General features: G+C 61.1%; 19 protein-coding genes. 14 read left to right on the top strand and 5 right to left on the bottom strand.

Annotation, left to right across the window (positions count from 1 at the left end):
• Positions 1–63 precede the first annotated feature (63 nt).
• The gene (gene tatC / locus ACQK2L_RS15610) at positions 64–1,050 is read right to left on the bottom strand and encodes a twin-arginine translocase subunit TatC (protein WP_425397953.1); all 987 of its coding nucleotides are present in this window, start codon (positions 1,048–1,050) and stop codon (positions 64–66) included.
• 253 nt (positions 1,051–1,303) lie between these two features.
• Here tatC and ACQK2L_RS15605 point away from each other — a divergent pair, with 253 nt between their 5' ends.
• Both ACQK2L_RS15605 and ACQK2L_RS15600 read left to right on the top strand, forming a co-directional pair.
• Positions 1,304–2,278 carry a type I phosphomannose isomerase catalytic subunit gene (locus ACQK2L_RS15605; RefSeq protein ID WP_425397952.1) on the top strand — a complete coding sequence of 325 codons (975 nt, stop codon included), beginning with the start codon at positions 1,304–1,306 and terminating at the stop codon, positions 2,276–2,278.
• A gap of 330 nt (positions 2,279–2,608) precedes the next feature.
• Positions 2,609–2,932 carry a hypothetical protein gene (locus ACQK2L_RS15600; protein WP_425397951.1) on the top strand — a complete coding sequence of 108 codons (324 nt, stop codon included), beginning with the start codon at positions 2,609–2,611 and terminating at the stop codon, positions 2,930–2,932.
• A gap of 154 nt (positions 2,933–3,086) precedes the next feature.
• On the opposite strand, the gene ACQK2L_RS15595 is transcribed toward ACQK2L_RS15600, so the two are convergent.
• Positions 3,087–4,610 carry an ATP-dependent Clp protease proteolytic subunit gene (locus ACQK2L_RS15595; RefSeq protein ID WP_425397950.1) on the bottom strand — a complete coding sequence of 508 codons (1,524 nt, stop codon included), beginning with the start codon at positions 4,608–4,610 and terminating at the stop codon, positions 3,087–3,089.
• A gap of 477 nt (positions 4,611–5,087) precedes the next feature.
• Here ACQK2L_RS15595 and ACQK2L_RS15590 point away from each other — a divergent pair, with 477 nt between their 5' ends.
• Positions 5,088–6,551 (top strand): tetratricopeptide repeat protein, encoded by a 1,464-nt coding sequence (locus ACQK2L_RS15590; protein ID WP_425397949.1) that lies wholly within the window; start codon positions 5,088–5,090, stop codon positions 6,549–6,551.
• An 85-nt stretch (positions 6,552–6,636) separates the two neighbouring features.
• On the top strand, positions 6,637–6,903 hold the full coding sequence (gene rpsT / locus ACQK2L_RS15585; protein WP_425397948.1) for a 30S ribosomal protein S20: 267 nt from the start codon (positions 6,637–6,639) through the stop codon (positions 6,901–6,903).
• Positions 6,904–6,966: 63 nt separating this feature from the next.
• On the opposite strand, the gene ACQK2L_RS15580 is transcribed toward rpsT, so the two are convergent.
• On the bottom strand, positions 6,967–7,821 hold the full coding sequence (locus ACQK2L_RS15580) for a dihydroorotate dehydrogenase electron transfer subunit (RefSeq protein WP_425397947.1): 855 nt from the start codon (positions 7,819–7,821) through the stop codon (positions 6,967–6,969).
• 422 nt (positions 7,822–8,243) lie between these two features.
• The gene (locus tag ACQK2L_RS15575) at positions 8,244–9,260 is read right to left on the bottom strand and encodes a pseudouridine synthase (RefSeq protein ID WP_425397946.1); all 1,017 of its coding nucleotides are present in this window, start codon (positions 9,258–9,260) and stop codon (positions 8,244–8,246) included.
• A gap of 476 nt (positions 9,261–9,736) precedes the next feature.
• On the opposite strand from ACQK2L_RS15575, the gene ACQK2L_RS15570 reads away from it, so the two are divergent.
• The 3 genes from ACQK2L_RS15570 (at position 9,737) to ACQK2L_RS15560 (ending at position 11,849) form a co-directional block, all read left to right on the top strand.
• Entirely contained in the window at positions 9,737–10,072 is a 336-nt protein-coding gene (locus tag ACQK2L_RS15570; protein ID WP_425397945.1) for a hypothetical protein, read from the top strand.
• Positions 10,073–10,311: 239 nt separating this feature from the next.
• Complete coding sequence (locus ACQK2L_RS15565; RefSeq protein WP_425397944.1) at positions 10,312–11,412, top strand: pyridoxal phosphate-dependent aminotransferase; 1,101 nt, start codon at positions 10,312–10,314, stop codon at positions 11,410–11,412.
• A gap of 65 nt (positions 11,413–11,477) precedes the next feature.
• Complete coding sequence (locus ACQK2L_RS15560) at positions 11,478–11,849, top strand: hypothetical protein (protein ID WP_425397943.1); 372 nt, start codon at positions 11,478–11,480, stop codon at positions 11,847–11,849.
• Between the two features lie 96 nt (positions 11,850–11,945).
• Here the strand turns inward: ACQK2L_RS15560 and ACQK2L_RS15555 are convergent, their stop codons facing one another.
• Positions 11,946–13,301: a M66 family metalloprotease gene (locus tag ACQK2L_RS15555; RefSeq protein ID WP_425397942.1), complete on the bottom strand. Its 1,356-nt coding sequence runs from the start codon at positions 13,299–13,301 to the stop codon at positions 11,946–11,948.
• 386 nt (positions 13,302–13,687) lie between these two features.
• On the opposite strand from ACQK2L_RS15555, the gene ACQK2L_RS15550 reads away from it, so the two are divergent.
• From ACQK2L_RS15550 to ACQK2L_RS15520, 7 genes are all read left to right on the top strand, one after another.
• The gene (locus tag ACQK2L_RS15550) at positions 13,688–14,698 is read left to right on the top strand and encodes an alpha/beta hydrolase family protein (protein WP_425397941.1); all 1,011 of its coding nucleotides are present in this window, start codon (positions 13,688–13,690) and stop codon (positions 14,696–14,698) included.
• 97 nt (positions 14,699–14,795) lie between these two features.
• Positions 14,796–15,299 carry a hypothetical protein gene (locus ACQK2L_RS15545; protein WP_425397940.1) on the top strand — a complete coding sequence of 168 codons (504 nt, stop codon included), beginning with the start codon at positions 14,796–14,798 and terminating at the stop codon, positions 15,297–15,299.
• 87 nt (positions 15,300–15,386) lie between these two features.
• Positions 15,387–15,917, top strand: a complete 531-nt coding sequence (locus ACQK2L_RS15540) for a type 1 glutamine amidotransferase domain-containing protein (protein ID WP_425397939.1) — start codon at positions 15,387–15,389, stop codon at positions 15,915–15,917.
• A gap of 133 nt (positions 15,918–16,050) precedes the next feature.
• Positions 16,051–16,713 (top strand): hypothetical protein, encoded by a 663-nt coding sequence (locus ACQK2L_RS15535; RefSeq protein WP_425397938.1) that lies wholly within the window; start codon positions 16,051–16,053, stop codon positions 16,711–16,713.
• A gap of 21 nt (positions 16,714–16,734) precedes the next feature.
• On the top strand, positions 16,735–17,241 hold the full coding sequence (locus ACQK2L_RS15530; protein ID WP_425397937.1) for a hypothetical protein: 507 nt from the start codon (positions 16,735–16,737) through the stop codon (positions 17,239–17,241).
• 216 nt (positions 17,242–17,457) lie between these two features.
• On the top strand, positions 17,458–18,675 hold the full coding sequence (locus tag ACQK2L_RS15525) for an ABC transporter substrate-binding protein (protein WP_425397936.1): 1,218 nt from the start codon (positions 17,458–17,460) through the stop codon (positions 18,673–18,675).
• On the top strand, positions 18,672–21,125 hold the full coding sequence (locus ACQK2L_RS15520; protein ID WP_425397935.1) for a PAS domain-containing sensor histidine kinase: 2,454 nt from the start codon (positions 18,672–18,674) through the stop codon (positions 21,123–21,125). Before ACQK2L_RS15525 ends, ACQK2L_RS15520 begins: the two co-directional genes overlap by 4 nt.
• The last annotated feature ends 74 nt before the right edge of the window (positions 21,126–21,199 follow it).

The raw sequence follows: 21,199 nt of genomic DNA, 5'->3' as shown, positions 1-21,199 counted from the left end.
TGGGCTCGCGGAGCTCGACCACAGGCACCCAAAACTGTTCTTGGTCGTTGCAAGACGGATCGGCTACTGGTCCACCATGGTACCAAATGGCGCCTTGCGGCGTGGCATAAATCGGCACAGCATGACGCCGCCAAAGTAGAGCCCCACCAGCGGCACGGCCATCATGATCATGCTCTGCGGGTCGGCCGGCGTGAGTACGGTCGAGATCACGCAGATCACCACCACCGCGATTCTCCACTGCTTCAGGTAGTTCTCAATGGTGAACACGCCGATCCGTTCGAGGAACAGCATCACCAACGGCAACTGGAAGCTGACACCAAAACCGAGCGGTAGAATCATGATGAAGCTCATCCAGTCGTTGATCACCGGGTACGGGGCGATATCCAACGCGTCGTAGAACATGAACAGGAACTTCAGCACGTATGGGATCGCACCCCAAAACGCGAGCGCAGCGCCAGCCAGGAACAGCACCACGCTAAACGGGCCGAACACATAGACGTAATGTCGCTCGTGCGGATAGAGACCTGCGGCCACGAACACCCAGATGAAGTAGAACACAAACGGACTGGCTGCCACCAAGCCGAGCACCAGCGCGGCTTTGACCCACACCATGAAACCCTGGGTGACGCCGGTGCCGATGATCTGCCGCGGGTCGTCTTTCACCGGCTCCCATAAGGTGAGCGGCACCAGGTCCTTGTCGGACTCGAGGTTTAGCGACTCTGGTTCGACGAACATGATGCGCGGCGCCAGTCCCTCCTCCACTCGGCGTTCCACGGCCTTTTCCATGTCCTCAGGCACCGCTTCCCCGGAATCCTTCTTCTCCTGCAACTCTTTCAGATAGCGTTGCTTGGAGTCTTTCAGCACGTGGGCGTCGACAGCTTCCTGCAGCGGTTGCTTCACCACGTTCACAAACCAGGTGGCTCGCAGCATGCCGAAACCGAACCCAATGGCGATGGCCAGCAGCGACTTGATCAGCGCTCCGCGAAGATCTTCCAGGTGTTCCCCGAAAGTCATCTTGCTCTTTTCAAACAGGTCGTCGGGCTCGGCCATCGTGGAATGCTGAAGGATAGGGAGGCAGGCTTTGGCTTGGCGGGGGAGGGCGGGGGCCAAGCCGCAGGGCGCGGAGAGCGTGGCTCTCGATCCGCCAAACTTTCTATTCTAGCAGCCGCTGCGGCCCGGTCCCACTGCCCGCACACCCCTTCCCACCAGCAGCCGGATGCCCGGTAGCGAAAACGCGGATACTGCAGATAATGGCGTCCAGCAATGCTCGATTTTTCGTTTTCACCCCAGCCGTCTGCGACCGATGCCTACGCTTTACCCCCTCCGCTTCCAGCCACTATTCAAAGAGTACCTATGGGGCGGCCGCCGGCTTGGTACGCTGCTCGATAAGCCAATCGGCGACGGCCCGACCTATGCCGAAAGCTGGGAAGCGGTCGATCATGGCGACGACCAGAGCATCGTGGCCGATGGACCGCTGGCTGGTAAGTCGCTGCACGACATCGTCAGCGAACATGGCGAAGAGCTGTTCGGCCGACACCACCCGCAGCCAGTGTTTCCGCTGTTGTTCAAGTTCCTCGACGCCAAGAAGACGCTCAGCGTGCAGGTGCATCCCAACGACGAGCAAGGCGCGAAGCTCGATCCGCCCGACCTCGGCAAGACCGAAGCCTGGGTGGTGCTGGCGGCCGAGCCTGGCAGTCAGATCTACGCCGGATTGAAGCCGGGCGTCACGCGTGAGTCGTTGGCCGCTGCGGTGGAGGCTGGCACCAGCGACCAATGCCTGCACGCGTTCGAGCCGTCGGTGGGCGACTGCGTTTTCATCAAGGCGGGCACGGTGCACGCGCTGGGCGAAGGTTTGGTGATCGGCGAGATCCAACAAGCCAGCAACACGACGTTCCGCCTGTTCGACTGGAACCGCCTGGACAAGGACGGCAACTCCCGCCCGCTGCACATCGAGCAATCGCTCGAAGTGACCGACTTCGCCCGCGGCCCGGTTGCCGCGCAGACTCCGCAGCCGACCGGCGAGTCGGGCGTCGAGCGCTTAGTGGAGTGCGACAAGTTCGTGCTCGATCGCGCGACAAGAAGCGAAGCGCTGTCGCTCGACCTGGGCGATCGCTTTCACATCATCGCGGTGCTCGATGGCACGGTGACGCTGGAGTCGGAAGCCGGTTCTACAGAACTGCCCAAGGGCCAAACCGTGCTGGTGCCGGCTGTGTGCGGGAAGGTGGAACTCAAGCCTGCGGGTTCGGCGACTTGGCTTGATATGTACCTGCCGGGTTGATCATCCATCTCGTCGTAGCCGGATTCGCAAGAATTCGGACGCATTGGTTTGGCATCTGAATTCTTGCGAATCCAGCTACGGACCCTAACGGAATGAATTCCGTTCTACGGCGGCGGCGCTAGCATCGAACCAACCGCGCAACTTGCCGTAGACCTAATGACCGGCAGAACGGGGGTGTGCCGCGTGTTTCGGTTGTGGCTCACCTTTTCGACGGTAGTGGTCGATGCTAGCGGTGGGTGTCTGCTGGCATGGAGCCACTTCCTATCGACACCCACAGCGGCGGCGCCTACAATCGCCGCCCGAATATCTCCATAAAGCGAGGATGGAACCTTGAAACGAACAGTTGGCCTACTTGGCGTTTTGGCTCTCGTTCTGGCGCCGGGCATCGGCTGCTCGCCTTCGGTTCGCATGCCTCACTTGTACAATCCGGGTCCGGCGAGCTACCAGCAGTACAGCGCGCAGAACTACGATCCCTACCCGCTGCCCGATGCCGGTCCTCCGGTCGATGGCGGACGGCCGATGGGCTTCCAGAATCCCCGCCCTCCAGTGGAGCGGGCGCGGCAGTACTACAACCAACGCGGCGGCACACAGTTCGTTGCTCCGACGCCGGCACCGACTTATGCACCTGCTCCGACGTACGCACCGGCTCAATAGGCGCTTGCTACGAGCTGGGGGCTCACGGAGCTCGTCCCCAGGCACCCGCAACGGTTCAATTGGCACGCGCAACAGTTCTTGCGGGCACAAAAAACGGAGCAGGCGCCGGTGGCACCTGCTCCGTGTGAGGAGTCTTCGTTAACCCTAGCAGGGCTTACCTGTAGTAGCCGTTGGGGTTGTACAACATCCAGGCGTCGAACGGTCCCGATTGGGGCAGCCGCACAAACGAGCGACCTTGGTCGTCGACCTGTTCGACCAACTGGGCTTCGTACCGCTCGAGGTAACCGGTCGCCTGCGGTGGTTGCGACTGCTGCTTCTCACCGAGGTGGATGAATCGCAAGCCGGTCGAACGCGTGCCAGTGGGGCGTTTACGAATGGCCTCCTCGCGAACCAGTTCCACCACGTTGCCGACCCAACCGCGCTCGACGGCCTGGTCGCCAAACAGTTCCCAGTCGCCCGACGAGCGGTGTTCGTACATCTCTTCGACGAACTTCTCTTCGGTGGTACCGAGTTTCTTGGCGACTTCGCCGATCACGCGGTGCGAGATCTGGTCGAACATATCCTTCTGGTCTTCCAGCAACCGGCCGTTACCACTGAAGGAAGTGCTGGCCTGGTGGTGCAGGATGATGGCGTTGGGGTAGCAGTAAGAGTCATCGGCCAGGGTGGTGATGATGGCAGCCATGCTGGCGGCGAATCGCTTGACCACCACGTGCACAGGGGCCTTGCTCTCCTTCATCGCCTGCAGGATGTGCATGCCTTCCAATACCGAACCGCCGGGGCAGTTATCGATCACTAGGAAGATCGGCTTGTCCGACTGATTGTTGAAGTAGTCGAGCCGCTGGCAAACGTAGTCGGCCGCGCCGGTCATGATCGGTCCATTCAACTCGATCCGACGGACGCTCACCGTGAGCACTCCATCCTTGAACGGCTCGTCCGGATAGGTCTCTTCGCCGAGCACGCGGTCTTCAAGCTTTTCTTTGACGCTTTCAACTTCTATCGCGGTCTCGATCCGCTTCTTCTCGGCCTGCAGCTTGGCCAGCTCGTCTTCGAGCTCTTGAACTTCCAGCTCACGCTCTAGCTTCATCACTTCGGCTTCGAGCTTGATGCGATCGCGCTCTCGCTCCAGGGCAACGCTCTGCGCTTTGACGCGCTGGGCTTCGAGTTCCATGTCGATCTTGTTCTTCTCGATCGCCAGACGTTGCGATTCGAGCTGCTGCTTGTACTCAGCGATTTTGTGCTTGAAGCGAGCGTCGTTGAGCTCCTGCTCGGCCTTCATCTTCTTGACTTCTTCGCTCTGGGCGTCGTCGGCCGACTTCTCTTCTTTCTTCTCTTCTTCGGCCTCTTCCGAGTCGCCGTCTTCGTCCGACTCTTCGCCTTCGGTGGTTTCTTCTTCCTCTTCAGCCGACTCCTCGTCCTCTTCGGCCTTTTCCTTGGCTTCGGCTAACTTCTTCTCGGCGATCTCCTTGATCTTCTGACGGACCTTCTCGCGAATCTCGTCCGGCAGGTGTTCGGTTTGCTCGTCGATCTGACGCTCGACCTCATCGGGCAGCTCGGCGGCTACCGCAGGCACGGCGATCGCGGAGGCAATCTCGGTGGCCAGCGTTTCGGGGGTGTCGCCCAAGCTGGGCGTGGAAAGGAGAAGACCCACCGCCAAGGGGGCGAAATACTTGAATAGCATCGACTGAATTCCCTTCGTTGAATGTTACTTGGATGGTTGCTTGTCGCGACGGACGTCGCGTTGTTCCGTGTGCAGCCCGGAAGCGTAATCGAGGGCTAAGGCGGGGCACGACCTGGTGCGCGCAGCAGCCGCGCCCGACCGGCAAGGCCAAGCACTGCTGTTACTACTATTAGAAAGAGCAAATGGTTTGACACCAAGTGGAAAATTCAGGGAAATCCGCAAACTTTGCCGATTGTAGATGCGCATTGTCCGATTCCAACGGAGGCCCATTTGGCACGCTCGTTCGCCCTGCGCTGCGAATAGTCCGCTCCCCTCGCGCCGAACTAGCGATGGGGGAAGCCCATCGTGTCGATCCACCCGGCCTGGGAGGAATTGTGGGCCCATTTGGCTGCTCCCGACCGACGGACATTCCGAACACGCGGCCTGTGGAGTAGAATTTTGGTAGTCGTTTCTCCCGTTTCCGCCGATTCGCACACTATGTCGTCTCCTCCCCAAGCCAGGTCGGTCACGGCTGCTGTACGCCAGCGGCTGCAGCAGTTGTTCGAGCACGGCAAGAAAAGCCTGGACAAGGGCGACTTCCAGTACGCCCACGACATGTTTGCCCAGTGCGTGGCCGAGGACCCCGCGAACCTCATCTACCTGCAGCACCTGCGGGCGAACCTGGCTCGCAAGCATCCCGAGACCAAGAAGTCGTCGCTGTTCGGTGGCAGTCGCAAGCTGAAGACGGCCCGCAGCGCGATGACCAAGGCCATCGACAAAGGCGAATGGGAGGCTGCGTTCGCCGCAGGTTGCGAAGCGCTCGACCACGGTCCGAACGACGTCGCCACGCTGCTCGACCTGGCCCGGGCATCGAAGGAACTTGGCGCCGGCGAGTGTCAGCTCTACTACCTGAAGTGGGCGCTCGACTCGGACCCCAAGCACGAACAAGCCAACCGCCAGGCGGCCGACGCGCTGTCGGCCGTGGGGCAGTTCGAGCAAGCGATCGCCTGCCTGAAGCGAGTGCAGGAACTCAAGCCGCAGGACCATGAAGTGGCGAAGACCATTTCGCGGATGAGCGTCGAGCAGACCATCCAAAAGGGCGGCTATAACCAGGAGTTGCTCAAAAAAGGCTCGAGCGAAACCGCCACGCCCGACGCCGACGCCAGCGACATGCTGCACACCGCGTACAAGCAAAGCGCAGCAGACGAAGCCGAACAGGCCCCGCCCGCCGAGGTGGCCCCTGCAGCCAAGTCGCGCGAACAAGAGCTGTTGGAGCAGATTCGCTTGTACCCGGCCGAACTCGAACACTACCGCGATCTGGCCGACGAGTACTCGCAAACCGAGCGATACCGCGACGCCGAGCGGGTGCTGCAAAAGGCGCTCACCGTCTCCAGCGGCGACCTCGACCTTCGCGAGCGGCTCGAAGAAGCCCAGCTCCGCCGCATGCGTCAGCAAACCGAAGTGGCCGACCGCCGCGCCGAAGTGGAAGGCTCCGACGAAGCCCGAAAACTCGCCCGCAAGATGCACGCCCAGGCCAACCAGGTGGAACTGGAAGTCTTCAACGCCCGGGTGGAGCGCAATCCCGGCAACCTCGGTTATCAGTACGAGTTGGGGCTGCGGCTGAAGCGGGCGGGCAAGTTCCGCGAGGCGATCCAGGCCCTGCAGGGCGCCCGGGCCGATAGTCGTCGGCTGGCCGATACCCAACTGCACCTGGGCGAATGCTTCCAGAAAATCGAGCAATTCCGCCTGGCAATGAGCAGCTACGAGGCGGCCGTCGCCGCCGCGACCGACCCGGCCACCGACCTGCACAAGCTGGCTCGCTACCGTGCCGGGGTGCTGGCGATGGGTCTGGGCGAGCTGGATCAGGCCGAAAAGCACCTGACGGAGCTGGCCAACGCCGATTTTGGCTACCGAGATGTGGCCGACCGGCTGGACAAACTGGCCCAAATGCGAAATACTTAGCGATTCGCCACTTCTATCGCTCCGCGAGCAGGGTGGCCGATCCTCACGAGTCATTGGATTCAAGCGTCCCCACGGTTTGTAACAAATGCCAAATTCCGAAAGTGCCAAGAAGCGGCTCCGCCAAAACGAAACCCGCAACGCCCGCAACCGCGCCGTGAAGTCGAACGTACGGTCTCAGGTCCGTAAGGTCCGTGCGGCCGTCGCTGCCGGCAACGTCGAGGAGAGCGAAGCCGCACTGAAAGTCGCCACCAAGAAACTCGATCAGGCGGCTTCCAAGAACGTGATTCACGCCAACGCTGCAGCACGCACCAAGAGCCGCTTGTCGAAGGCCGTCAAAGGCATCAAAGGGTAAAGGACCCAAGTCCGAAATACCCAATGACCATGGGCGACCTTGGCCACTGGTCGGTCTCGTCGCTTACCATTCGATAGCTTGCGCGTCGAACACGGGACCTTCGACGCACGTACGGCGGTAGTCCCAGGTTCCGTCTTCTTGCCGGACCTTCGCCACGCAGCTAAAGCAAATGCCGATGCCGCACGCCATCGGCGTCTCGAGCGACACCTGGCACGGCACGTCGGCCGCGCCGCACACCTCGGCCACTCGCTCCATCATCACTTCGGGCCCGCAGCACACGACTTGCCGCCGCTGGCCGATGGTCTCTTCCAATGCCTGAGCCAGTAGCTCGGTGACGAACCCATGGTGGCCGACGCTGCCATCGTCGCTGGCGAGCTTCAAGTCGATGCCCGCGGAGCGAAAGTCGGCTTCGCCCGCCACCAGATCGGCCGAGCGCACTCCATACAACAGCGACACGTGCTGCGGCTGGTGCACGCTTCTGGTGGGCTGGCCATACGTGCGGCCGCCGAGGTACTCCTTCCCAAGCGCCAGCATGGGAGTCTGCCCGATGCCACCCGCGACCATGATCATCCGATCGCACTCCGGCACCTCGAACCCGTTGCCTAACGGGCCCCACACGTCGAGCATCTGCCCCGGCTGGTAACGGGCGAGCCGCGAGGTCATCTTGCCCATCACCAGGTAAACAATGTCGACAAACGTCGGCTGGCCGCTGGTGTCGTCTACCGTGTCGTACAGCGCGAACGCTCGACCCAACAGCGGGTCGTCGCTCCCAGCGAGCCGCAACATCAGAAACTGCCCCGGCACAATCTGCCGCGCAATCTCAGGACACTCGATCCGCACCCGATAGGTCCGCGTCGCCAACTCGACGTTCTCAACCACCGGCACCGTAGAGGAAACAGCTTCTAAAGCGAAAGGCATTCGTTGGGGACTCGGGACTTGAGGCTGAGGACTGAAACTGGTTTCCCTCCCCCGGGCGATTTCGTGCGTGGGGAGTGTCTTTCTTTTAGTAACTTAGTCGCGAAATCGTTTGGGGAAGGGCAGGGTGGGGGCAAAGCACCACGGTTCGTTCATTAAAAATCGAAGTGTCATTCTGAAGGGAGTCTAAGCGACCGAAGAATCTAGTTTGCGTTGCTACGACGCTGCGGTACCTCTGGAGTTCGAACAACCTCATCGACAAGCGAAGCGTACTCCAATCGAGATTCCTCAGTCGGCGAGCCTCCTTTCGAAATGACACAATAAACAAACTCACCTACTAGCCTACTAGCCTACTCACCTACTCACCTACTCACCTACTCACCTACTCACCTACTCACCTACTCACCTACTCACCTACTCACCTACTACCTCATCCCCGCCACCTTCCGCAACTCCTTCACTTCCTGCGGCGTGAGTTTCCGGTAGCTGCCGGCCGGCATGTCGCCCAGGCGCACGGGGCCGACGGCCACGCGCGTCAGGCGTTGCACCTTGTGGCCCACTTTGGCCAGCATGCGGCGGATTTCGCGGTTGCGGCCTTCGGCCAGCACCATCTCGATCACGGCCGACTGTTTGCGGCGGCTTTTCACCTTGGCCCGCAGTGCCTGGGCTTTGCCTTCGGCGAAGTACACACCTTTGATCAATTGCCTGCAAACCTCGGGCTCCGGCAGGCCGGCCACTTGCACGTGATAGGTCTTCTCGACGCCGTGACTGGGATGCGTCAGGCGGTTGGCCAGTTCTCCATCGTTGGTGACCAGGATCAACCCTTCGCTCGCCATGTCCAAACGGCCGACGTTGTACAACCGCCCCAAGCTCGGCGGCAACAGATCGATCACCCGCTGCCGGCCGCTGGGGTCGCTGGCGGTGGAGACCACGCCGGTCGGTTTGTGCACCGCGAAGTACGCCTTCTTTGGCTTGGGAAGCGGCTCGCCATCGACGTGCACATCCTGCACGTGCAAATCGACCCGCGTGCCCAACTCGGTGACCACCTCTCCATCGACTTCGACGCGCCCTTCGCGAATCAACTCCTCGCACTCCCGCCGACTCGCAATGCCGGCTGCCGCGAGCACCTTCTGCAGCCGCTCACCCGGCTGATCACTAACACGCGGCGTCGCCTTCCGCGCCGGCCGCTTCCGCTTCGCACCAGTTGACTTGCCGCCTGCGTATTTCTTGGGCCCGCTTTTCTGGCTACCACGCTTCTTAGGCGGCCCCTTCTTGCCGGCCGCCTTTTTGGCCGTCCCCTTCTTCGCACCTTTGGTGGTCTTCTTCGCCGGACCTTTCTTGGTGCCCTTCTTCGCGGGCTTCTTGGGCGCAGATTTCTTCTGGCCCGACTTCTTCTGGCCCGAGGAGGTGGAGGATCGGCGTTGTTGACGTTTACCAGGCACGTTAGGCAGTTTGCTGAAGTAGGTGATTGGGTGAAATGGCGAGCCGGCAGGCGTGCGTGGTTTTGCCCCAACTGGGGCACCCATCATTCACTGGACCAAAAGGGGTTTTGGACCAGTTATCGATTCGTTGGCCCAAAACTCGGGGTGTTTTGGTCCCCTCAAAGTGGCAAAACCACTTGTTTTCTCGGCCAAACCATCCGGGGGGTGCGACAAAACCCACCACGTTGTTCCCCGCATGTCCAGCGAGCTGGCCCAAAACCCCCCGCGGCTGCCGCCGTGGTGGAATCGAAGTGGTACCAAAACCCACCGGCCCAAAACGGGACGGTTCAGCCGCCGAGTCTGTAAGGCCGTTCACCCCGGATTATAGCGGATTTGGGTGTAAACTTTTAGGAGGCTCGGCGGGAGAAGAGGGACGCGGGTAGGAATAGCCGAAGCGGATTTTCGGCAAGCAAAAGGCCATCGGCAAGGGCATTTCGATGACAGTTGAAGAGGCATTGAAGTTGGTGCAACGAGAAACCTTAGAAAGTGATGGCGCCTATACGATCCTGCGTTTAGGAAAGAACCCTGGACCAGAGCGGATAGCTGCCCTTCAGCAATCGCTCATGGTGTTGGAATCTGGGTTGAAAGAGAAGGAGTCGTTACCCAGAAGTGTTGTCGAGCCCTGTGCATTGATTTTACACTTTGCTGATCAAGCTCTTCAGAACGCCGAGGAAACGGGATTGCTTGAAGAAATCCGAATGCACGTAATTTGGACCAAACAGGCTGCCTTCAATCTGCTCACGCGGGCTACTTCCAGTCTGCCAGAAGATTGAAAGAGAAGCCGTTAAGAGACCAACGCTCGCGGCTTATCTTATACCTCCGCTCCCTCCAGTTCCAAAAGCCAATCCGCGGCCCGATGGCGGATTCGCGTCGATTCGCGTGCATTCGCGGGCGAGTTCACTGTCGCCATCGCCGGCGTTGCGACCGGCCAAACGTGCGTGCATCCCCACTCCGCCTTCGCTACAATGAGGCGCGCAGGCGTGGCCGTTTCCTCCTTTCTCAGGGGTATGTTATGGATCGTCGTCTATTTCTCGGAGCGGGGTTGGCCGCGCCGGTGGTGGGGCTGAGTGCGTTGGATTTGTGTGCGGGCGAAGCAATTGCGACCGGCAGCACTGGGGAAGTGCGGTTGCGGAGCGCTGAGAATCCCGCCGGGCCGCCGAAGTCGGCCATGGAAGCGGCGCGGAAGGAAATCGCGAGCGCGCATCGCTATCCACGCAAGCGGGTGACCGAGCTGCGTGAAAAAATTGCCGGGATCAACGGGCTGACCGCGGATCATGTGATCATCGGCGCGGGGTCGATCGAACTGATGATCAACACCGGGTTGTGGTACGGTCGGCAGGGTAGGGCGGTGCTCACCGGCGATCCCACCTGGTCGACAACCGCGAAGTATGCGGAGGCCAGCGGCGGCGAGTGGTTGCGCGTGCCGCTCACCCACGATTACCACTACGACTTCGACCGCATGCGCTCGGCGATGAGCGACCGCGTCGATCTGGTGTATCTCTGCCATCCCAACAACCCGACTGGCATTGCCGAAGATCACGACACATTGCTCGCGTACGTCGAAGAAGTGGCCAAGACGCGCGTGGTGATGGTCGACGAGGCCTTCATCGACTGCCTGGAAGGCGCCGAAGAGCTGAGCATGAAGAAGCTGTTGCCGGCTAACAAGAACGTGGTGATTGCGCGGACCTTCTCGAAGCTGTGGGGCATGGCCGGCTTTCGCGTGGGTTACATGATGGGCGACCCGACGCTGCTCGCCCAACTGGAGTCGACCGTGCCGACGCTTGAAATGCAAAGCAGCATCGCCGCCGCGGCAGCCATCGCCGCGATCGACGACCACGAGTACATCGCCGCCGGCCGCCGCAATATGCGAGCCGCCCAGAAAACCATCTACCGCATCCTCGACTCGCACCAGCTCAACTACATTCGCACCGATACCAACTTCTTGTCGTTCCAGGTGGGCGAGCCGGCCGAGGCGTTTGTCGACCGCATGCGGGCCAGGGGCGTCGCACTGAAACCGGTGGTCGTCAACCAAGGCGAAAACTGGGTCCGCGTTAGCACTGGCAGCTCGACGGAACTCGCGGAGTTCGAGCGGGCGATGGGAGAAGTGGTGTGATACAGCGGTCCGTGTTGCTTGGACTCGTAGTCATGCTGGCATGTTTACCCGGGTGTAAGCAGAATTTGGCCACTACAGCGCCATCGGCGAACGTCTCTGAACTGCAATCGCAGGTCGATGCGCTCATTCGCGGCAAGGAGTACGCCAAGGCCACTCGACTGGTGCAAGAAACTGACGTTCTCAAGCTTGTCGCCACAGCCATCGAGAGTGGCGATCATCGCTGGATGGCGATCTACGAGGACGCCCTGGTGCTGCCCGGCACGCCGGAGGACACGATTTTGAAAGTCACAGCGAATGACTACTGGGTAATACCCGGCACTTCTGACGCCATCGAAGATATGCAGTGGCAAAGAACCGCCACGCAGTTCGCGCTGAATTACAACAGAGCACTCCAAGGGAAGCTGGCGGATGAGCAACAGGAGGCCACGGGTGATTGAGCAGGGAGGATCGACTCGGTGTGAAGCGAAGCGCTCTTGAAACTTCCCCTCCCTGGCCGCTACGGCGTCCGACCCTCCCGAGGGAGGGTGAAAGAGTTACTTAGACGCTGCACTTCGTCGCCGACGCAGCACGGCGCCGATGCCGACTAGCCCCAGCAGCGAAACAACACTCGCCGGCTCCGGTACGGCGACCAGGCCGCTGGTAAGTCCGCCTTGGCCGGCGGCTTGGAAGGCCTGGTGCATGAAGAAGGCGTCGTGCAGGTCGGTGATGCCGTCGAGGTTGAAGTCGCCGTGGGCGATGTGTTCTTCGATCGATCCTTCGCTGGTGGAACGCCAGACCGCGACGAACGCGTCGATGTCGCCGGTGTCGAGCATGCCGTTTTGGTTCAGGTCGGCGGCCAGCGGTGTGAACAACGTGCCGAGGATTGAGAAGTAGCCGAGGCTGCCGTAGTCGTTGTAGCCGGTGACGGGATCGCCGGTGCTGCCGACGCCGTTGATCTCGAGGTAGTAGTCGCCCGGGGTGAGCGACAGGTCGAACGACGCGCCCAAATTGTTGGCCGGGCTGCTGATGGCCACTTGCTCGCCCGAGGAGTTGTACAGGATGGCCTGGATGTCGAGGTTTGGCCCGATTTCGGCAGGCGAAATGGTAAGCGACAGCGGTCCGCCGAGGTCGGCGGCGAAGCGGAACACGTCTTTGTCGGTGTTGCGCTCGATGATGCCTTCGGCTTCGAGCCCGATGCCAGAGATGGTCGGCAGGAACGTGGCGGTGCCGAGCGTCGATCCGTGGTCGTCCGTGCGGTAGCCAAATCCGTTGGTGCTGTTGGTGATGATCGCCAAGTCGTCTTGTTGGTTGTTGGCGTCGGCGTACTCGCCGCGACTCCACTGGCTGACCTCTTTGGAGTAGGCGACGCCCATGATCGGCGCCCAACCGGTAGTGCCGCTGCCGTGCCCGCGGTAGTACACTTCGTCGTCGCCGCTGGCGAATTCGCGCCCATCATGGGTTAGCCCCAGCGTGTGCCCCGCCTCGTGCGAGATGACCTCGGCCAGGTTCTTGTTGCCGGTGCCAACGCCGTTCTGGTCGGCCCAGGCGGGGGTGTCGGAAAAGTTGTCGAAGGAACCGACCGAAGCGTGGCCGCCGTTCTCGCCGGGGCCCTGGTAGATGACAACCCGAACGCCCCAATCGTCGTCGAACAAGAGCCCTTTCGTCAAAGCGTCCTGCCCCGGGTATTCAGTGGTTACGTCGATGTCGAATGGCAGGAAGTCTTCTTTGACGCGGGCCCAGATGCGTTGCAGTTCTTCGCGTTCGTCGTCGTTGAACGTGTTGGGATCGCCATCCTTGTCGTAGCCAAGGTTGTCCTGGTATCCGTCGGCATCGATGTAGATCACATGGTCGGCGCCGGGGTTGCTGTGCAGGAAGAAGGTATCCTCCAGCGGATAAGGTGCTACCGCCAACGAGTCGCCTGCGCAGAGTACAAGGCCTAGAGAACACGTACCCACGCACCGCCTGAAGTAACCGATCGCGTTCATTGACTCCTGCTCCTGTGCCAAGCCTGCGGTAGTGTGGCCGTCGCAGGCGTCTGTTCCCGTGCGGCGTCCAAGCCGCAGTAGACCGCTAGTGAGAAAGCGGTGCCCCTGATCAACCTCTCTTCTAAGCTCCAGCAACCATTCCGTCAAACTGAAATGCAAGATTGTGCGTCGAACTTCTCGAAACGCCTGCGCGCCAGGGCAGAACTCCGCCCCGTGGCCGGGGTTTCTGGTACTATGGCCACGTGTGGGCGGACGACGAGTCGCTACGGCCGAGGCGGCCATAGTACAGGCAAGCAACAAGGGGAACCGAGATGAAGAGCCCGGCGTCTATTCTCTTTGCACTCACCGCAGCATTCGTACTGGCGAGCGCGTCGTCGTCGGCCACGTACGATCCGCTGAAGGTCGACACCGCGAAGCTGCCCGAGCCGATTGATCTCACGGTGGAGGACACGAGTCGCGAGCGCGAGATTCCTGTTCGCGTTTACCTGCCGGCCGCTGGAGGGGAGGATGATTCTAAAGCGCCGGTGGTGCTGTTCAGTCACGGGCTGGGTGGCTCGCGGATGAACAATCCTTACCTCGGCAAACATTGGTCGGGGCGCGGCTACGTGGTGGTGTTCGTGCAGCACCCGGGCAGCGACGAGTCGGTGTGGAAGAACACCAGGCCGCTGCAAAGGATGACCGCCCTGCGCAGCGCGGCCAGCGGCGAGAACTTCATGTTGCGAGTCCGCGACGTTCCTGCGGTGCTCGATCGATTGGCGGAGTGGAACGACGGGAAGAACGCCGAGCCGGAGGCGGAGCCGCTTGCTGGGCGGATGGACCTCGAGCACGTTGGCATGTCGGGGCATTCGTTCGGGGCGATGACCACGCAGGCGGTCGCGGGGCAAGCGTTCCTGGGCCGCGACACGTTGACCGAGCCCCGAATCAAGGCCGCCGTGATGATGAGTCCCAGCACGCCCCGGCGAGGCAGCGCGCGGCGTTCGTTCGGCAGTGTGGAGTTGCCCTGGATGCTGCTAACCGGCACGCACGACGCCGGGGCGATCGGCGATCAGACGCCCGAGACCCGCCAGCAGGTCTATCCCGCGCTGCCGGCAGGCGATAAGTACCAGTTGGTGCTCGACGGCGCGGAGCATTCGGCGTTCAGCGAGCGCGGCCTGCCCGGCGACCGCCAACGCCGCAACCCGAACCATCATCGCGCCGTGCTGGCGGTAACCACGGCGTTCTGGGATGCCTACCTAAAAGACGACCAAGCCGCCCGGGCGTGGCTCGAGTCCCAGCAGGTGCGCGACGTGCTGGAAGCAGACGACCAGTGGCAGCGGAAGTAGTTTCCACAACGAGGTTTGGAACAAGAATTCGGGAACCAATCTCTTGTTCCCCGCGTCTGAGTTCCGAAAGCTTCCGTCTACTCTCGGAGAACCGGTCATGAATCTCGCTGTACTGAACTTGCTCGTTGCGCTCACGATTGCTCCCGTCGCCGAATTTGGCGCGATCCCGCACATACCCGACAGCAATCCCGACTTTGCCGATAGCAGATTCGTGGAGCCGGTTCGCGGCTCGTTCCGCCCTGCGGCGCCGGAGGAAGGCTTCTCTCTCAACGGGATGTGGCAACTGAGTTGGGATGACACGGTTGGCCGAGAGCTAACTGGCGAGGTGAAGAACTGCAACATTCGCTTCCGAGTGATCGATGGCAAGGTGGAAGGCCAGTTCGATGGTCGAGTTGCCGGCACGCTGCGCGATGCGATCATCGACGGACAGTTGGTCGAGCACGCCGACGGCAACTTGCTCACCTTCCAGCAACGCGAGCAGGGCTACGTGTGTAGTTACCAAATCGGCTGGCCCGCTTCCAGTTCGCTCACCGAAGTGGTCGGCGTGTGGCACGACTCCAAGGGTCGCAGCGGCAACTTTTCGTTTTTGGCCTACCAATAGTTAGGTATTGCGCGACGCCCTTGCCACTGCTCGCCGATTGGGTCGATACTGTATTCCGATTCGACCTATTGGTAAAAGGAGCATGGCATGGACCGACCACTCAGCGGCAAACGCATTCTGGCGTTTGTCGGCGATATCTATGAAGACCTGGAACTCTGGTATCCCAAGCTGCGGATGATCGAGGCTGGTGCCGAGGTAGTGTGTGCAGGGCCGGAGGCCGGCGTGGTGTACGAGGGGAAGAACGGTTACCCGGCCAAGTCGGACATCGCTATCTCCGATGCCAAGCCCGACGACTACGACGGGCTGTTGGTGCCGGGTGGATTCATGCCCGACAAGCTCCGCCGCGATGCGCAAGTACTGGACATCGTCCGCCACTTTCACGAGGCCGGTAAACTCGTGGCCGCGATCTGCCATGGCGGTTGGATTCCCATTTCGGCCGGTGTTTATCGCGGCGTGCGAGTCACCGGGTCGCTGGGCATCAAGGACGATCTGGTCAACGCCGGCGCCATTTGGGAGGACGCCCCTGTGGTGGTCGACCGCCATCACGTCTCCAGTCGCAAGCCGGACGATCTGCCGGAGTTTTGCCGCGGCATGCTCCAGGTGCTCACTTCCGACTAAGTTGATGTTCGCAGCCTCCGGCTCTGGAGTTGGTCGCGACGAGAAAGTACGATCGGGGGAGCGGCCGATTCGATCTCCGCTTCGCTCGCGGGAATCGACTGCAGCTTCCTTGATGCGACTGCACGAGTCCGTAGTGTCTTCCGCCACTGTTGCCCCACTGAGTTCGTTCACCGACTGGCTCCAAGATACCGATGATCACGCCGCGCACCATTTGGCGGTGATTGACCGTGTAAGCGAGAGCCTCGATTCCGGCATGGCGGACCCGGAGGCGGCGCGCGAGTTGAGCGACAAACTCGAGCGGTGGCGGTATCAACTGCTCAGCGAACACGCCGGACGCCTTGCGCCGCGCGACGCCGAGTTGGCCGTGGCGCTCAACGCCACCTCGAATGTGCTCGCCGATCGGGCCGAGTTCGACACGCGTGCGACGCATCATGCGGTCCACCAAGCGGGCGACGAAGCCATTGCGCCGGAGGCCGTCGATGCGATCGATCCGGAGTATCCGCTCGAGCCACTCATCTCGCGGGCGCGGCAAACCACGGCCGCAAACTTTGCAGGCGACGCGCGGACCTCGGTGGGCGCTCCGCCGCGGTGGTCGATGTTGCTCTACGCGCCGCTGTACGTTTCGAGTCGCTGCGTGAGCGCAGGCAGTTCGACCATTCCCGGCGGTTACGGCGAGCAGCAGCCTACGCGCGGCGAGCAGTTTCCGGTAACCGATCATCGTTCGCCACGCGAAGTGGCCGATTGGCTCGCCGAGAACGGTTTCGAGGTCGACTGGAAGCCGGGCGACGAGGATTAACGAACTCGAAGGAGTGTCACGATGAACGAATCTCCTGACGACCAACAGCAGCGCGATCGAGAGCTGGAACGCGAGATTCGCGAACATCGTAAGTTCTCTCTTGCCGAAGCCATCGGGAGGATGGGAGGCGGCGAACTGATGAAAGGCGCCTCGCCGGTGACACGCGAGCGGCAAGCGGAACTGCTGCTCGAACGCTTTCTCGAATCACACCTGCGCGACTCGGAGGGCGCGCTCCACCGTGTGTTGCTGCGGCGCGCAGCGGCCAGCGAAGAGATGCTCGAAGACAGCTACGACCGGCCCCTGCTGGCGCTCGCCAAGTACTGTCAACGGCTGCTCGACTCGGAAACCGGTTTGCAGAGCTTTGTCCGCGCGGTCGATGCGGAGTGGGGCCGGATGTATCTCGAACGCCCTCGCTTCGAGCGCCCCGGCCAGCCGCCTGCCGACGACGATCCCTATACGCACGACTCGGTCGCTACTAAGCTCCGTCGGCTACTTTCTGAATTGCAGGGTCCCGCCAGCGACGCTTAGACATGCCCCTGCTGGATAGTCGTTCTATCGCTGCGTCTGTTGCTTGTCGATACAATCGTCATCAATCGCAGAACCCTCTGCACCTTTCCGCAGCTTCCCACCAGTCGAGCCCGGCCTGCTGGTTGCCAAGCTAGAGTCCCATTGGACCTCTGTTGTCGCCAACAAGACACGGAGGGGAGAAAAACGACTTTGTGCAAATCCTGGGGCAGCAGCGGGATGGAACAACTTCGAACCATTCGAACAGCCATCGGTTGGTGGCTGGTGGGGATCATCGCGTTCATCGTGGCGACACCAACCGCTTTGGCGGAGTCGACCGCCGACGATCTAGTGTTCGGCATGAGTACGGCGCTCTCCGGCCCGGCAGCCGAGTTGGGCAGGAATATGAAGCAAGGCGTCGAAGCGGCGCTGGCTGAGGCGAACCGCCAAGGCGGTGTCCGCGGTAAGGAACTCCGCCTGGTAGCGCTCGACGACGGGTACGAACCGAATCGCACCGCCCCCAACATGCACCTCCTGATCGAAGACCAGCAAGTTCTGGCCGTGGTGGGAAATGTTGGTACGCCCACCGCGGTGGTGGCCGAGCCAATCGCAACCAGCCGGCAAACGCTGTTTTACGGCGCGTATACGGGAGCTGGCGTACTGCGGAAGTCGCCGCCCGAGCGTTTCGTGATCAACTACCGCGCCAGTTACTCCGAAGAGACCAGCGCCATGGTCGACTCGCTAATCGAACACTTCGGATTGCAGCCTGAGCAGATTGCTTTCTTTACGCAACGGGATGCGTTTGGAGATGCGGGCTACATTGGTGCCGTGCAGGCGTTGGAGCGTCATGGGTTGGCGGACGAGACTGGCATCGTGCATGGCCGCTACGAGCGCAACACGGTGGCGGTGGAAAACGCGCTGGCCGACATCCTGATGGCCCCCGAAGCGGTTCGCGCCGTGATCATGGTGGGGGCGTACGAGCCCTGTGCGGCGTTCATTCGCCTGGCCAAGTCCACCGAGCTGCAGGCGGTGTACTTGAATGTCTCGTTCGTTGGCGCCGAACCACTTGCCGAGGCGCTCGGCGAGCAGGGCGATGGAGTGATCGTTACCCAGGTCGTGCCACACTACGACTCGCACCTGCCGGCGGTGCAGCGCTATCATGTTGCGCTCCAGGAATTCGACCCTTCCGCCCGGCCGTCGTTTGGTTCGTTGGAAGGCTACCTTTCCACCCAGGTGCTGCTTACCGGCCTGCGACGGATGGAAGGTCCCATCGACCGCAGAGCGCTCGCCGGGGCGCTAGAGGATCTGGGCGAATTCGATATCGGCTTGGGTGAAACGCTGAGTTACTCCCCTCAAGACCATCAGGCTAGCCATCACGTTTGGCCAACCGTTATCCGTGCGGGGCGCGTGCAACAGGTTGATTGGGCGGAGCTTCCTCGCGAGGTAAGCGCTCCATGACGCCGAAGCCAATCGACAAGTCGGCGCGGAGGGTGGTCTGCCTGGTGTGGTTGATGGCCGTAGTCGGAGTAGTGGCCGGTGCGGTCGTACTGACGGATGTCAGTTTGCGACTCAGCAGCGTGCGCGTCCATCGAGAGCAAACCGAACTGGCCCGCGATGCGGTGTCGAGCACACTCGACGACCTTCGCTCCTACCGCCTGAGCCTGCTGGAGCAACTCGGCACGCTGCAACTGCAAATGCTTGGTGGAAGAACCGCGGGCGAGGGACTTTCAGCAGAACCGCTGGAGTTCGATCAATCGCGGGTCGACACCTGCTCCTCGATACTCCGAGCCCGCATTGCCGAATTGGGAGGAAGCAAATGCGAAGCAGTCGGCGGCACCGAAGCACTGGCCTATGGTCTGGAGCAAACCCATCGTTCGCTGCAGGAGGTTTGGCGGGGAACCACTCGGGCCGAGCAACTGATGCAGTATTGTGGCGACATCGAGCGGCAAGTGGATCACAACTTGCACCAATTGTCGGCCATTGTTGCCCGCGTGGTTGGCTTAACCCGCCTGCAGGTGGCCAAGCAGCTCGCTTCGCTGCGCAGGGCGGAGCAGGGTGATCGCATTCAGCAACTCGAGCGGTTGGTCGGGGCTTTTCGTGGCATGCAGCAACCGCTGCAGTTGCAAGACGACCTGCGGGAACTGGCACTGGACACGGAGCGCCTGTTTGCATTGGACGACGTCGATGCACTGCGAAGCTTCAAAGATAACCGCATTCGCCAGACTTTGTCCCGCTTGCGGCGCAACAGCGCTCGGCTAGGAGAGGACGCCGACAAGTTCGTAGAAGAGTTGGACAGTTATCAGCACCATGTGTTTGGCGCCGGTTCGCGCGACGACAAGCTGTATCAGATGTTGTTCACAACCGACGACGGCTACTACGAACAAAAGGTTCACTTGATAGAGAATCTCGGCGTACTGCGTCGCGAAGGTGAACGAGCCGAACAGGCAGCGCGGGCCTGCCAATCGGCCGAACGAGAGATGAATCGCACGGTCGCCGCGCGATATACCGATGCGACTAGTGCGGACAGCCACCTGCTCGACAACGCCTCCCGCGCCCTGTACGTGCTGGCCGGAGGAGCGTCGGTGATGTTTCTAGCAGCGTCGTGGTGGATCGTCGGGCTGATCTCCAGAGCGATGCAACAGTCGCAGGAGCGGCAACGCGAGTCGTTGGAAATGGCGAAGATCATTCGCGAATCGCCCACCGAGGTCTACATCTGCGACCTGGAAACGCTTCAGTTCATCGAAGTCAACTGCGGCGCCTGCGACAACCTGGGGTACTCGCAAGAGGAGATGCAAGGCATGACGCCAGTCGATCTGAATCCCAACCATCGACTCGACGCCATCCTCACGCAGCTCCGCACTCTCGAGGAGACCAACGCGACGCAAGTGGAGATCCACACGGAGCACTATCGCAAAGATGGAAGCCGCCATCCGGTGCAAGTCATCGTGCACCGCTCGTCCTACCACGATCGACCGGTCTACGTGGCGTTTGTCACCGACTTGACCCAGGTTCGACAACTCGAGAAACAGTTGGCCCAGGCGCAGAAGCTCGAGTCGATTGGGCAGATGGCGGCCGGATTGGCGCACGAGATCAACACCCCGATGCAGTTTGTCCACGACAACATCGAGTTCGTGGAGAGTGCCTTCAAGAAGATGAGGAGTGTCACCGACCTGTATCAGCAAGTTCTCTCAACCGACGAAGAGATCCCTTGGCGGAGCCGAAGGGCGATGATCCAGGAGGCGGTTCAGCTCTACGACTTCGATTATTACTGCCAGGAAATTGTATCCGCCGTGCAGGAGACGCGCGAGGGAGTGTCGCGCGTGGTAGAAATCGCTCGGGCGATGAAACAGTTCTCGCATCCTGGCGCCAAGGAGAAGACACTCTCCGACATCAACGATGTGATTAAGAGCACGGCTACCATCTCAAGAAACCGCTGGAAGTACACGGCCGAATTGCAGTTGGAACTCGGAGAGGATCTTCCCGGGATTCCGCTGTTAGTGTCGGAAATGAATCAGGTGCTGCTCAACCTGGTGGTCAACGCCAGCGACGCGATTGCCGAGCGATTCGCCAACGAGCACGATGCGTTGGGAACCATCACCATTCGCAGTCGTGCCGAGGACGATGGCGTGGTGGTGGAGGTGGAAGACAATGGCGGCGGTATCCCGGAGGAGATCCGGGACAGCATTTTCGACCCTTTCTTCACCACCAAGGAAGTGGGCCGCGGAACGGGACAGGGGCTGTCGATCAGTCACAACGTGGTCGTCAACCAGCATGGAGGGCGGATCGGACTCGAATCCACGCCGGGTGTGGGCACCACGTTCACCATCTGGCTGCCGATTCACCAAGTGGACATGAGAGTCGATAAACTCGTGTGTGCGGAAGAAGAACTCGAAGAGATCTGCATCTAATCCTGAAAGTGCTCTAGCCAACTTCCATTAATCGACGCGGCAGTTTGTGATAGAATCACGGCAAACTCACAGCC

This window comes from Aeoliella sp. (genome assembly GCF_965227375.1).
Lineage (GTDB): Bacteria > Planctomycetota > Planctomycetia > Pirellulales > Lacipirellulaceae > Aeoliella.
This window is presented reverse-complemented; position numbering and strand designations above follow the sequence as displayed.